Source organism: Paenibacillus sp. ALJ109b, from assembly GCF_010747435.1.
Classification (GTDB): domain Bacteria; phylum Bacillota; class Bacilli; order Paenibacillales; family Paenibacillaceae; genus Paenibacillus; species Paenibacillus taichungensis.
In genome coordinates this window covers 233,551-247,934 of the sequence record NZ_JAAIFP010000008.1, presented here as the reverse complement: position 1 = coordinate 247,934, position 14,384 = coordinate 233,551, and the positions used below count along the sequence as shown (strand labels likewise).

Annotated in this window: 14 protein-coding genes; all 14 read right to left on the bottom strand. The window is 41.2% G+C overall.

Annotated elements, in window-relative coordinates; translation table 11 throughout:
- Positions 1-27: 27 nt before the first annotated feature.
- The 14 genes from G3352_RS10790 to G3352_RS10725 all read right to left on the bottom strand — a co-directional run bounded on the left by G3352_RS10790 (position 28) and on the right by G3352_RS10725 (position 14,323).
- On the bottom strand, positions 28-999 hold the full coding sequence (locus G3352_RS10790) for a polysaccharide pyruvyl transferase family protein (protein ID WP_240343022.1): 972 nt from the start codon (positions 997-999) through the stop codon (positions 28-30).
- The gene (locus G3352_RS10785; RefSeq protein WP_345940747.1) at positions 992-2,371 is read right to left on the bottom strand and encodes a lipopolysaccharide biosynthesis protein; all 1,380 of its coding nucleotides are present in this window, start codon (positions 2,369-2,371) and stop codon (positions 992-994) included. Before G3352_RS10785 ends, G3352_RS10790 begins: the two co-directional genes overlap by 8 nt.
- Before the next feature lie 5 nt (positions 2,372-2,376).
- Positions 2,377-3,273, bottom strand: a complete 897-nt coding sequence (locus tag G3352_RS10780; RefSeq protein WP_163756353.1) for a glycosyltransferase — start codon at positions 3,271-3,273, stop codon at positions 2,377-2,379.
- A gap of 31 nt (positions 3,274-3,304) precedes the next feature.
- A complete protein-coding gene (locus tag G3352_RS10775; RefSeq protein ID WP_163756351.1) occupies positions 3,305-4,450 on the bottom strand; it encodes a glycosyltransferase family 4 protein in 1,146 nt (381 codons plus the stop codon).
- 39 nt (positions 4,451-4,489) lie between these two features.
- Positions 4,490-5,542 (bottom strand): glycosyltransferase family 4 protein, encoded by a 1,053-nt coding sequence (locus tag G3352_RS10770; protein WP_240343020.1) that lies wholly within the window; start codon positions 5,540-5,542, stop codon positions 4,490-4,492.
- A 22-nt stretch (positions 5,543-5,564) separates the two neighbouring features.
- Positions 5,565-6,716 (bottom strand): glycosyltransferase, encoded by a 1,152-nt coding sequence (locus G3352_RS10765; protein WP_240343019.1) that lies wholly within the window; start codon positions 6,714-6,716, stop codon positions 5,565-5,567.
- A 5-nt stretch (positions 6,717-6,721) separates the two neighbouring features.
- Positions 6,722-8,026, bottom strand: a complete 1,305-nt coding sequence (locus G3352_RS10760; protein WP_163756347.1) for a hypothetical protein — start codon at positions 8,024-8,026, stop codon at positions 6,722-6,724.
- Between the two features lies 1 nt (position 8,027).
- Positions 8,028-9,221: a glycosyltransferase family 4 protein gene (locus G3352_RS10755; protein ID WP_163756345.1), complete on the bottom strand. Its 1,194-nt coding sequence runs from the start codon at positions 9,219-9,221 to the stop codon at positions 8,028-8,030.
- A gap of 25 nt (positions 9,222-9,246) precedes the next feature.
- Positions 9,247-10,209, bottom strand: a complete 963-nt coding sequence (locus G3352_RS10750) for an NAD-dependent epimerase/dehydratase family protein (RefSeq protein ID WP_163756343.1) — start codon at positions 10,207-10,209, stop codon at positions 9,247-9,249.
- A 33-nt stretch (positions 10,210-10,242) separates the two neighbouring features.
- Positions 10,243-10,911: a sugar transferase gene (locus G3352_RS10745; RefSeq protein ID WP_205524814.1), complete on the bottom strand. Its 669-nt coding sequence runs from the start codon at positions 10,909-10,911 to the stop codon at positions 10,243-10,245.
- The gene (gene galU / locus G3352_RS10740) at positions 10,908-11,816 is read right to left on the bottom strand and encodes a UTP--glucose-1-phosphate uridylyltransferase GalU (RefSeq protein ID WP_163756341.1); all 909 of its coding nucleotides are present in this window, start codon (positions 11,814-11,816) and stop codon (positions 10,908-10,910) included. Before galU ends, G3352_RS10745 begins: the two co-directional genes overlap by 4 nt.
- A gap of 264 nt (positions 11,817-12,080) precedes the next feature.
- Entirely contained in the window at positions 12,081-12,764 is a 684-nt protein-coding gene (locus G3352_RS10735; protein WP_163756339.1) for a CpsD/CapB family tyrosine-protein kinase, read from the bottom strand.
- Entirely contained in the window at positions 12,745-13,497 is a 753-nt protein-coding gene (locus G3352_RS10730) for a YveK family protein (protein WP_163756337.1), read from the bottom strand. The genes G3352_RS10735 and G3352_RS10730 overlap by 20 nt, the downstream gene beginning before the upstream one ends.
- A 67-nt stretch (positions 13,498-13,564) precedes the next feature.
- Positions 13,565-14,323, bottom strand: coding sequence for a tyrosine-protein phosphatase (locus G3352_RS10725; RefSeq protein WP_163756335.1), 759 nt, complete (start codon positions 14,321-14,323; stop codon positions 13,565-13,567).
- Positions 14,324-14,384: the final 61 nt, after the last annotated feature.

Genomic DNA, 14,384 nt, shown 5'->3' with positions numbered 1-14,384 from the left:
ATTTTACACACATTGAGCCCGGTTTTTTTATACTGTTGCGGTTGTTTCCATATACTTAGGTGTAGGTGGAGAGATCGTTTTTGAGGAGGTATCCATGTTTGCCGTGTTAACTTCATGAGTCCATATCCGATAATATCCAGAGTTTTTCCCATAGGAATTATCAATTAGCACATTGGGTTTTGCCATAAGGCAGGACAAGATGTGTCCGTGTAATCTGGAAGAATGAATCATGCGATAGTCCGCGAAACAACGAATAGCTTTGTTCACCAGGTAATCACTATATTTCATCCACAAGAACTGTGAAATGGCACGTGAAGTCCGCTTTTTCAGTCCTTTACTGATGTAGTAAATAAGTTTCTTTTCATATCTGTTATATAATGTTGGCCAATCTAAGTAGTCACCTTGCTGCTCTGTTGAAATCGAAGATTGTTGAGATATTTGTTCAATATCTGTTCTTAAGAAATTCAACTTTTCCTTACGCGGGGAATGTTTCACTTCAATTGGCCATAATTGATGTGCCATATCAGGAATTAAGGCTACCTCACAGTTGGTGAAATTATGGGAAGCAACTTGAAACGAAGTCTCATCCCGCACATATATATGGAGATCTGGATGTTGATTAAAAATAGCAGCGGTTCTTTGAAGAGCAGATTGATCCTTATAAAATATCGTCTGAGGAAGAATCACAATCTTATGATTCGGATATTGCTGAACAATATTTTCTCTCAGTTTTTGATGTGCTTCGTATAAATCGCCAAAATTCCCGCCACCATGGAGTACAATGATTTGATCTCGTGGTATTTCAACCTGATAATCAAAATCATAAACACTATATCTATGGGTGACGTGAATACGGTGGTCTTTAAAAAAAGTCTCTGTTCCTTTCATAATAAGAAGATCACCACAATTGCTATGGACAGGGTAATCAATATAATAAATTTTGGAATTAGAAGGTATGACCTCCAGTATGGATTCAAGCTGCTTTTTCAACTCATCCATGGGATGAATCCTTTGCACGTTTGACATCTTTTCCGGCTCCTTTGAGTATATTTTTCTCTCTCAATCTTTCCTTTAGAAAAGTAATATCTTCCTTGTTGTACAGCATCTTATGCATAGGCATTTTAAAAATAATGGATACTGATGCCAATGACATTAACATGCGAACAAAGGAACCGAGCAATAGTGCTAACCCTATTCCGTATAAGCCCAGTAGTGGAGTGAGCACAAAGAATAAAGTAATGGTCACTGCCAATGCTACAATCTGCCGGAGTACGATTACACCAGGTCTTCCCAACGCATTGAATGCCGAAGCCAGAATCCAGGATCCTCCGCCAACAATGCATTCCAGAGATAACAAATAAAACACACCGCTAGCTTCAAGAAATTCTGGTCCGAATAGTATTCCAATAAAAAAACGACCAATCAGCATACTAGGTATGATGATGATCGTCATAAGAACCATACTAATACGGAAGGCTCTGCCTACAAGAGTCAGTACCTTCTGCTGCTCCATGCCTGCGACCTTCGGAAAGATCACATTCGTTATCGCAGTCTGAACTACGTTAAACATTCGGGAGAGGGCAAAAACAACCGAATATAACCCAAAATCTTTGGGTGTAAGTAAAGCCAAAATAATTATTTTATCAAACTGGTTATACAAAGTACCAAGCAGCTCCACACCGTATACTCGAATACCATAACTGAATAGGTGAATACAGGTTCTAAATTGACCCGCCAGCTTGCTTACTGAACTGAATATTTGCTGCCTCATGGCATACATGTAACAGATTAATACAAGTATATTAGCTGCAAAACTAACAATAATTGCTCTTTCCACCGTCAATATGCCTGTTATCCACAGCAACACCAGACCAACAAGATTAAATAAGGGGGCAAACAGCCTCGATAGATTATAAATATGGAATTTATCCGTTCCTTGGGCGGCGGCTGCAAGCACTCCCATAAACAGCATTACAGGAACCATGGATACGGTATACCAGCGCGCAATGGAAACGACCGATTCCGAATATCCGGAGAGCCAGAAAGAGATGCCAAACCAACTTACAATCCCAGCTATCAAGCTGATAGGAATTTGAATCGCAAAACTCATGCTGATGTATGTTGGCAATTGATTTATGTTCTTTTTCACATTGTAGATTAACGAGGTTGGTAGACCAAATGCAGCTAGACCAGATATAAAGGCGGGCCAGAACAGTACAGCAGCAAGTTCACCTTTACCGGTTGCCCCAAACATTCGGGCTGTAATAATAGAAGTGAGAGTTGTCACAGCCATAATAAGAATATTGGCAACACTGGTCATAAAAATGGTCTGCACCATGCTAAGCTGTCTTGGCTTTTTGGCAATTGCCATATTCATCAGGTGTTCAGTCCTCTGCTGTTCCGGAAAGACCCTACGATCGTTCCGTTACGATAAGATATCTTTGCCATTTCACTCATTACCTTTTGGACATTATTAAATGAGATTAATATTAATAACGCCGCTTGAACAATCCTTACAGTATGCTTGAATATTCCCCACCCACTCTTCTTATAACGTGTTGCATCACTAATGCCTTGCCAATAAACTCTTCGCAGTAACCAACGTTTAGTTAGCCTACTTTTTGCTATTTTGTGCTCTACAATAGCGTATGGACTGTAAAAAACTTTATACTCTAGACGAACTCGGCCAATTAGCTCGCTTTCTTCACTTGACATTAAATTGCTACCTACACGTCCCAAATCTTCTCTAAATGGTTTAATCTGCTGAAAAATACTCATCCTGAAAGCTACATTAGCTCCAAAAGGAATTGAGGGCGCCTGCATTTCCACAATTTCGTTAGAAAAATCCATCAGAGTGTACAGACTAACGATATCTTGTGGTATCCAATCAGGCTTTCCTCCCTCCCAGATAGGTACTATTTTCCCACCAACACAACCAATTTGGGAATCCATATCAAAAATTCTAACGACTTCTTTAATCCAGGTAGAACACGCTAGTGCGTCATCATCCAGGAATAAAATAAACTCCCCTTTCGCTTCCTGTATCGCTCTATTTCTTGCATAGGATAATCCTAATTGAGGCTCGAAAATATAGCGAACATGCGCTGGCATGTTAAGAGAGTCGAATAATTCTTTTGTGTTATCAGTTGAATTATTATCAATAACCAGAATCTCGTAATCAGCGTTACCCGTGTCCCCATTCAAAACACTTTCAACAGCCTGCATCGTGTCTATTGCTCTGTTGTGTGTGCAAATGGATACTGAAGCCCTCATTATCTCACCCCAAATATACAGTTTTATTTGTTCAGGCTAATTGCTTCAACAGCTGTCCGCGATGCGACCATAAGCAATGATTAACAACCCAGTCATAACCGTTATTTCCCATCGTTCTGGCCAGTCCTTCATCTGTAATCAATTCTTCTATACGATTGGCGATTTCCTTTTCATCCAGAGGATTTACAAGATAACCAGTTATCTCGTCCTTTACTGCGTCAGGAATTCCACCGCTGTTGCCCGCAATCACAGGTAATCTGTAGTAATTGGCTTCAAGGAATACGATTCCGAAACCTTCTACATCACCTTTTTCCTTAATATCACGGCTAGGCATGACAAAAAGATCAGAACATTCATATATCTGATGCAGCTCATGGTCAGTGATGCCGCCTGTGAAAACGACTACAGATTCTAACCCGTACTGCCTCACCAGACGTTCCAATTCCCCTCTGTGTGGACCCTCTCCACATATTAGATATTTCAGATTAGGAATCCGCTCGATCACATGACTAATAGCTTTAAGAGTGACATCATGTCCTTTGCGCTCAACCAAACGAGAGACGGTTATCATCACTTTTTTGCCTTGTAGATCATATTTATCCCTGATATCTTCATTGAATTCAGAACCACCAATTAGTTTACTTACGTTTAATCCCGGTGGAATAATGACTATCTGCATCTCCGGAATGCCGAGCTCCACCAACTTTGACTTGGTGTACTGACTATTGGCAATCACCTTTTCAGACCGCCTCAATATGAACAACAAGAGTGGAAACAACTTGCTATTCACCATCCCCATTACATCCAAGCCATGAACATAAGGGAAATATTTAATCCCGAAAAAAAATTTCATAAACGGGCCTGTGATGCCTACTGGAAATATGTTAACAAAGTGTATTTCGTCCGTCTTTTTGCGCCATTTCAAAATAATAAGTTGGAAGACTAGGATAAGCTGGGATAGTATGAGCAGAAGCTTATTGGAATTCCAAAAGATTCGCTTCCTGATAATCTCGAAATCGTTCTTCTGGTCAAATTGTTCTGACGCTGCAACATCCTTTATTTTATTCGTTAGAACCGTGGTCTCTTCTGCCGGAATCTGTGATATAAGTCCATAAGCATAATCATGAATTCCTCCTTTTTCGGGCGGGAAATCAATAGCAACAAATACCTTATTCATACATTTTATCTCCCTTGAGAGGTCTTATGGAAAGAGTATCTACATCGTGTTCATAATGATGTTCACCGTGTCTTTAGCACATTTGTTCCAGGAAAACAGACCCGAGTGATCTTTTCCTTTATAAGACATTTGCTTGCTCAATTCCGGATTCGATGTAATTTCAATCAATTGTGAAGCTGCTTCTTTCGGATTATCCGGATTAAAATACAAAACAGCATCCCCACATACTTCTGGAATGGATGCACGAGAAGATACAATAACCGGGCAACCTGACGCCATTGCTTCCAAAGGCGGCAAGCCGAAGCCTTCATACAAGGAAGGGAATATAAACCCAGCTGCATCCTCGTAAAGCGCCTTTAATTCCTCATCTGTAACATAGCCCACCCAATTAACAGCATCGGATTTGGCCCATGTCTGTTCACCAAAAACTTTACTGTTTTTAGACCCAACAATAACAACGTTCAGATTGTGAGCTTCGATCTCAGGTAAAACTTTAAAAATTAAGTTGAAGTTTTTATAGGGATTCATCGTACTCACGGCCAAGACATAAGGTGATTGAATACCATATTTTTCGATCGTTCCTGCAGCCGCCTTTTCTCGATGAATGTGATCAATACCCAGATGAGTGACCACGAGCTTGTGCTCCGCTATTTTACAGTGCTGCATCAGTTCCCCTTTGGAGAAGTGAGATACAGTAATAATCTTCTTGGACGTTTTCCCCAGTCGTACCATCAAAAATTTGTACCAAGCACGGAAAGCAAAAGAAAAAGCCTTCGGGTAATTGAAGACAGCAGCATCATGGATGGTCACAATCTGATTTTTGTTGAAAGCCGGACCCGTGTTACACAGGTTGATTAACAATCCTCCATTGGCATAAAAGGGAAGTTCAAGTTGCTCCCAAAGATGTCCTTTCAACTTACCAACTGTTTTGTGGCGTATATGCTTGAATTCTGGTTTGTTAATTATATTGGAGGGAGATAATAAGCAAAATTCATAACGGTTTCCGTCGATTTCACCCCGATCAATCAATTGATCAATTTCTTTCACAAGCTCCAGTGCATATCGCTGAACTCCGGTTATGGTCTGGGTCAAAAAACGAGCATTAATATATATTTTAATCATGTGCATCTCCAGCTCTCTTCGAAAATTCTAAGCGACTCGTCACGGGTATTTCCTGAACAGAAGCTCCTGTAAATGCCTCATAATAGAGCCCCACAATCTCTTCGTTCATCCGAGAAGCGTTAAATTTATCCTTATAGATGGCATAACCTGCCTCACCCATTGTTACCAATTCAGCCTTGTCAAGGTTCTTCAGGATGTTCAACAGTTCATGAGAATGTTCGATATCAAAAATATATCCACTTTCCCCATGCTGAATGAGTTCTGGTAAAGCTCCGCGACTACTTCCGATAACGGGTTTCCGGTTCTTCATAGCCTCGATAGCAACAAGTCCGAAACCTTCCCATCTGGATGGCATGATGACCGCATCACATTGCTGATAATATCGATCAATTTCCGCATTGTTCACCCAGCCAAGACGAATAATGTTTTCGGGAAATTCCCATACCTTGTCTTCAAGTACGGTGTCTCCGATAACATACAAGCGAATGTGTTGCTGCAATTCCGGATATTCTTTAAACATATTCAGTACAATATCAAGCCCTTTTTGTCGGTCATACCTACCCACAAATAACAACTGAATGATATCTGTCTCCTCTGAAGATTTGCTTACGGAAATAAATTTAGCTTCGCATTCACGTATACCGTTATAGACAAGTTTGGACTTAGAAGCGGATAAACCCAAACGTAAAGATTGTTCCAGTTCATACTTGGAAATATTAACAATGACATCCGTTTTATATTCCATAAGCTTTTCTATTAAGAAATAACCTTTTCTGTACAACGGTTTGGTATCCATTAGAAAAGCCCAGCCATGGGAGCAATAAAAAATGCTGGCTTTTTGTGGAAAAATAAAAAATAAGCCCCTTGCGAGCATACCCGCAAATGAGCTATGAATATGAATAATATCTGGTTTAATAGACTTAATGGCTTGGTGAATTTGTCTCATGGCCGCTAAAAAGTATTTGGGGTGACGTGTGTACTCATAACGCAGAATGTGATCCGGCTCCAAATCAAAATCAGAAGCCGAATTATAGTCACTCATCAGTAGATAAACATCGAAAAATTCACGTTGGTATCCAACAACTTCATTAAGATAGGTCGCCATTCCACCAACGACGTATTCGCCGATGTGTAAAATCCTCAATCTTCTCACCCCGCTTTCTGTAGTATTTCCCTTGAATTATGAGACTGAACAATAGCCATGCCAATGAGCATCCAGAAGAAAACGTTGGCAGGAAACAACTCAAGTACATTCGTTGTAAGACTTGCAGCTGCCACTCCCGCGCCAAGTGCAAGTGCCATCTGTGGCAATCGCAGGGGGCTCGAATCAGTTGAAGCATTCATTTTCTTTACAAGCGAGACAACAATCCACATAAATAAAACGATAAAATAAATGATTCCGATCCAACCTGTCTGTTCGTATAAGGAAAAATACTGATTGTCTACCGCAAAATTACTAGAGTTCACACCGATCATATACGTTCTCCGACTTGCAGCCCCTACCGAACCAACCCCATTGCCAATCGCTCCATTCATCGTAAACGGAGAAGTAAGACTGTTCCCCCATGTCTGTAATCGATCCAATAAGGAAGAACTGGAAAGCAAATTTTTAGATTCCAGCATTCTGCTCCCGAAGAACACAGCTGCTGGGAGCAAAATGAAAGTAACGGCAAGTAGCAGTGTGTTTTTTTTGCTATATTTTCGAATCTGGAGAAAAAACATAATGATTTGATATACAAGCCACAGTAACAGTGCTGATCGAATGGTTGACAATAGCAAGAAGCTGATTGTCAGCAATTGAATAATTACTCGAAAAAAACGATGCTTCAATGCCATTTTAGTTCGTTCTGCAATCAAGCCTGTTATAAGCAAAGCATACGCATAGCCGTCAGGTGAATAGGTTATAGATGACAGGCGAGGTACACCTTCTAAATAGTTTTTAATGTTCACTCCATAGATAAAACCAAGCGAGATCAACTTTTCAATCCCAAGTGAGTACTGAACCAGCCAACCAACGATTAATAAAATAAATATAATCAGGTTTGTTCTGGCAAACGCATAGAAGCCTTGACATTGTGAGATAAGCATCCCGGTAAACAGCATAATTAGCGGTAAAAATGTGATTTTAATCCCATATATAAGTGTTACAACACTTGCACCCAACAACAGATTTAACGCACCTAGTGCAATAACTGACCCTAATATGAATAGAAAAGGCCTTATGAATAAAGTCTGGCTTCGGTATACTTTCCTTAAAGCAAAGATCGCGACCAACACCATGCCTACATCCTTTAGTGAACGAATGATGATGTTATCGACATAAATAGAGACCAAACCATAGATGGACAAATAGATCAGCAATATATGGACGGTTGTGTTGAATAATGAATACTGTGATTCTGGCTTCACATAAACATACGAATGGGGTCTGGCACTCAAGGAAGTAATTTGCATTTTACCCTCCACGCCTGATTAACTTATCGTATATATTGATATGTTCTTTAAGAAGATAGGCTTCATTAAAAGTCTGGCTATGCGCATAACATTGTTGTTTCAATTGAACCTTATCCTGTTCGGGTAAATGATAATATTGAAGAATTCCTTGAGCAATAGCCTCTGAATTGTAGGCAGGAAATAAAAATTCCCCCGGTTCAACCAGAATCTCTGGCATGCCTCCCACACGAGAAGCATACACAGGCGTGCCAACCTGATAAGATTCGATCACTACTCTTCCAAAAGGTTCAGCCCACGTAGAGGGAACAACGGTAAGATCCATCTCTTTCATCTGTGGGGCAATCTGAGATTTATCCAGTTTCCCTCTGAAAATAATGCGTGGCTCTGAACCTCCTAACTGTTTCAAATGATGCAGCAGTGGACCATCCCCAAAAATATGCAGGTTGCCCACAATATCCTGTCCAAGACTTTTTACCGCATCAATTAGATATTGAACACCCTTTACTTCCGTTAATTGCCCAAAATAACCGATATTCAATGGCTGATGATGGTGTATCTCCTTCTGTGCATACAACTGCTGGACATTGTTATTCTCCTCTACAATGTTATGAATGACATGTTTGGAGGATCGTTCGAAGAATCCAAGCGTTGTATGACTCCCAAGGATATGATTGGATATACCAATTACCGAAGATATCATTCGGCTGTATCTTCTTGATATTTGTCTATATAACCTGGAGTAGGCAGATATTTTGATTGGGTCAATTAATGAAAAGTCACGTAGCGTATGCACGACTGGAATATTCAATTCATGTGCAGCTTTCCAGATCGCCAGGCTCAAACCAGGGATATTCTGGGTATGAATAATAGCAGGTTGTACTCTGGCTAAATACGCCTTGATGTATCTATATTGCTTAACATTAAAGATATCCTGAACTCTCCACATAATCTTATTGGCAGCGGACGTTTCTTGTACGGAGTTCCCGATCCAGTACCGATTGTTATAGGGCAGCCGCGAGATTTCAATCCCGTTAATCATCTCTGTACGTACTTCCCTTTTTTCGTGTCCACCTACAGTAATGACTTTGACATCATAATGACGATTCATCGTCTGCGCCAGAATTTGTGTTGATATCTCTGCGCCCCCAATGATATGGGGTGGATACAAACTGTGAGCAATTAATACTTTTTCCATTCTTCTCAACTCACTTTAATCAGCTTCATGGAGTTTCCTGCAGCATCGCCCGGTAATGGCCGATCGTAAGTTTTAAACCTTCTTCTAAGCCAATCTCAGGTTCCCAATTTAAAATTTCTCGAGCCTTGTCAATTACTGGACGTCTTACTTTAGGGTCATCTTCTGGCAAAGGTAAAAAAACGAGGTTGCTGTCTGATTGCGTAAGCTCTTTAACCAAACGAGCAACTTCAAGTACGCTATATTCCGTGGGATTACCAATGTTGATAATTTCCCCATTTGCTCTATCTACAGCCATCAGTTGTTGTAGTCCTCGAATGTTATCATCCACATAACAGAACGAGCGTGTTTGTGATCCGTCGCCGTACACCGTAATATCCTGCCCTGTCAGTGCCTGTGTTACAAAGTTGGAAATGACACGACCGTCATCGTTTCTTAGTCCTGAGGAATACGTATTAAAAATACGTGCTACCTTCACGGGAACACTGTGTTTCGTGTAGTATTCATAACAAAAAACTTCGCCCAAACGCTTGGCTTCATCATAACAAGCTCTTGGTCCCCAAGTGTTCACGTTACCGCGATAACTCTCAGGCTGTGGATGAACTTCAGGATCTCCATAAGCTTCACTCGTACTCGAATATAGGAACTTTGCTCCTTTGATACGGGCGAGCTCCAACAAATGATAAGTTCCTCGAGTGTTCACCCAGATCGTTCCAATCGAATCAGCCTGATAGAATTTGGGTGAAGCGGGTGAGGCCAGATGATAGACTTCGTCTACTGGCTGATCCATCAGAAAATCCAGTGAGTCGGGCAATGTAACATCAGCTTCACGGAAAAAAAAGAGGGGGCTGTTAGCCACCTCATGCAGATTTTTAGAAACGCCTGTTGAAAGGTTATCTATTCCAGTAACCTGATGTCCTTGATCAATTAATGATTTGACTAGATGTGAGCCTAGGAAACCGGCCGCTCCCGTCACTACAACATGTTTCAATGCGATCACGCTCCATATTATCTAAAGAGTTGGTTAAAATGTATTACTTTTGATCATAACGCCAACGGTTTTAAAAATGATAATGATATCCATCTTCATAGAGACGTTGGAGATATAGTGAAAATCATATTGCAGATTATGGTGAATCGGTTCCTTACGAACATCACTTACTTGCCATAATCCAGTAATCCCTGGTTTCACCAGAAAACGTCTGCGCTCCAGATCCGTGTAGCTTTCTTCTACGATTCGCTTCATTTCAGGTCTGGGACCTATGAAGCTCATGTCACCCTTGATAATATTAAGCAATTGTGGCAGCTCATCCAGGCTAGTTTTACGAAGTAATCTACCCAGCCGTGTAATTCTCGGATCATTGCTTGTCGTTGGAGATACGCCATATTTCGGCGCATCCGTACGCATCGTTCTGAATTTATAAATACTAAATTTAACTCCGTTTTTCCCGTAACGTTCTTGTCTGAATATTACAGGTCCTTTGGAATCAAGCTTAATCATAATTGCTGCAACAAGCATGACCGGTGATGTAATCAGCAACAGCACAGCCGCAATAATAAAATCGATAAACGGTTTTATTATGTCAGCATATCCGCCAACACGCTGGGAGTAAGGCTGTTCCAATACTGCCGAAGTGCCATCCTTGGCCAGGGCTTCTCCACTCCCAAAGTATTCCGGTCTTGAAAGTTTCACAGACTATCCCCTCCTGCTACAAGCATTTGATTCAATTGTTCCTTCATTAAAATCTCTTCTATCGCCATTAGGACCGGCGCACGCAATTCTTTATTTTTGAGAGCAAAATCAAGTGTGGTCAGGATATAGCCCAGTTTCTCACCGACGTCAAATCGGGACCCTTCAAAATCATAAGCACTAATTCCTTCATCCCGATTCAGCATTTGCAGCGCATCCGTGAGCTGGATCTCACCACCTGCACCCACATTTTGTTCTTCCAGATACTCAAATACTTTAGGTGTCAAAATGTAACGGCCCATAATAGCCAAGTTGGAAGGTGCTGTACCCAATGGAGGTTTTTCAACCATGCTGTTTACAGAGGACAAGCGTCCCTCTGTATGCAGGGGATCAATAATTCCATAGCGGTAGGTTTCACTTGGACTTACTGTTTTCACTCCGAGTACAGACTGGTTGACCTTCTCATATTGCTGAATGAGTTGCTTTGTGCACGGCACATCCGAAACCACAATATCGTCACCAAGCAATACAGCAAACGGCTCATTGCCAATAAAATTTCGAGCACACCACACTGCATGCCCAAGTCCTAGTGCTTCCTTCTGCCTTATGTAATGAATATCAACGTTGGAGGACTTCCGGACTTCTTCCAGTAAGCTGAGCTTTCCTTTTTCGAGCAGATTTTGCTCCAGTTCAAACGCGCTGTCAAAATGATCTTCAATCGCACGTTTTCCCTTGCCCGTTACAATAATAATGTCCTCAATCCCGGAAGCTACAGCTTCTTCAACGATGTATTGAATGGTCGGTTTATCCACAATAGGGAGCATTTCTTTAGGCATTGCCTTTGTAGCGGGTAAAAATCGGGTTCCCAATCCGGCTGCGGGAATGATTGCTTTCCTCACTCTAGTCATCAAATACCACCCTATCCATTAATATTTTTTTATGTTTAAAAGCATGAGTTGGACCACTTATTAAAATCCATGAAATCATGAAATAAATTGATGCAATTCTTACTTTTAATTTCATAAAAGGGCATTAAACCCAGCCTCACATCACACCCTTGACGATATACGTCTAAGGTACACTACCCACAGTGTGACCGAGTGCCTACCTTGATAAAGGTATAGTAGACATCACCTTGACGATATTATTTGTGGATCAAATGTATGCATTCGTTAAGCATTTTCCCCATAGTAGGCATTCCGACTCTTTGGCACCTGTACATTGTTCAAGACAGCTCCGAGGATACGTGCGTTCACATGCTCAAGATGGGCTTTTGCCTTTTTAACCAGATCCTTCTTCACCTTGCCCGCACTCACGACCAGAATGACGCCATCACACAATGAACTAATAATTAAAGCATCCGTAACTGCCAGAACAGGAGGGGTATCAAATAAAATCACATCGTATTCTTCCTTCAAATCTTCAAGCAAAGCTGTCATTTTACGTGATCCAATCATCTCTGAAGGGTTAGGAGGTATAGGACCAGAAGACAGAACATGCAGCCCTTCCACTCCGGTTTCCCGAAGTACTTCCGTAACTTTATATTGGCTGGACAATACACTAGTCAGACCCACATGGTTAGGAACATTAAACATCCGATGCACCGCAGGTTTTCGCAGGTCCGTATCCATTAGCAAAACCTTTTTCCCTTCTTGGGCATAGGTAACTGCCAGATTGCCGATCGTTGTCGTTTTCCCTTCGCCGGATAATGCCGAAGCAATCATTATCGTTTGAATCTGACTATCGATCGATGAGAACTGGATATTGGTTCTTAACTTCCGATATGCTTCAGATGATGTAGACTTGGGATTAGCCATAGTAACGAGGCTCCCTTTATCACTGGTTAACCGTGGCATATTGGCCATCACCTACCTGTTTTTGAGATGTTGTTGATTGCTTGGAAAAACGAGCGTCTTCTTTTCGGATTCTGGAGATAACAGCTAGTGCAGGAATACCCAGTTCTTTTTCCAATTCATCCTCTGTTTTTAAGGTATCGTCCAGATATTCCAACAGGAATATAAATCCTATAGATAATAGAAGTCCAACAAAGAAACTGATCAAGATATTCATAACGGGATTTACATTGATGGGTCCAGAGGAATCCGTAGGTTTGGCTTCACTCAGAATGGTTACATTATCCACTTTCATAATTAAGGGAATTTGGGATTTAAACACTTTGGCAACGGCATTTACTGTTTTTGCCGCTTTTTCAGAAGATAAACCGGTGGCGGTCAAACTCATAACCTGGGATTCATTCGCGGTGGTTACCCGTAGGCTCTGTCCCAATTCATTACCGTTCATGCCAAGATCGGGGTATGTAGCTGCTACTTTATCGAGGATTGCTGAAGATTTAATAATCTCCATATATGAATTAATCACTTTAATGTTGGTTTGGATTGAACCAATATCCAAGCTTGGGACGCCTTCTGCGTTATATGCCTGGTTCACAATTAATTTGGCATTAGCCTCGTAAATAGGTACAGTCAAAAAATAATTTTTAACACCTGCCCCAATGCAAGCAACTGCAACAAAGGCAATGATTATCCAAAAACGTTTACGTAAAATTTGCATATACTCTTTTAACTCCATCTTGTATTCCTCCCATTTAAGTCAGCAATTATGATGAAGAACGGTGTCTTATATATTTTTTAGCTGGTTACCAGAACAACAATCTACGCTTCATGATCACGGGTTCTTCAGGCTCTATGATTTGATTGTTCCATACCGAGCACGCATTATTTTGCAAATTTTGAACTAGGCGATCTCCAAATCGGCGTTCAAGCAGGTGATATGCGGCCTTCATTGAAAATGTTCTTTCTTCCATATTATGGGCATCCGATGAAATGAAATGAAATCCGTTTTCTTTGCAAAAATGGAAACACCATTTCTGAACTTTTCGCCCGAAAAGTCCCATGACCGATTGAGCCGTAATTTGGCATAGGGCACCTTGCCCAACATATTCAACCAATAAATCGGGATTGCTCTGAATTGGACGATTTCGTTCGGGATGAGCAATAATAGGAATGATACCCGCCAACTTAAGTTCTTGGAGTATCCCGGGGAAATTCGAGGGGATATGACCAAAGGGCAATTCCAGCAACATGTAACGACTCCCGGCGAGTGTGCAGCACTTTCCTGCATATAAGTCTGCAATCAGGTTGTCATGTACCCTGATCTCCTGTCCGGGACGGATCTCCAAGCAAATGTTGCGTTTGCGAAGTTCTGCATGTAGCAGGTCCACTGCCTGATTGACCACGTTGGGTTGATTGTTGTACTGCCCGTTCAGGTGATGCGGAGTAGCAATGATCGAGGTAATTCCTGAGGCTGCCGCTTTCTCAGCCATCGCAATGGACTGTTCCATATGAACAGGGCCATCATCCAGACCGGATAAAATGTGGCAGTGCATTTCAACCATATCCAAACTTCCTCAATGTATGATCCCCCTCGCCCCTTTATTCATTGCGCAAATGCTTTTG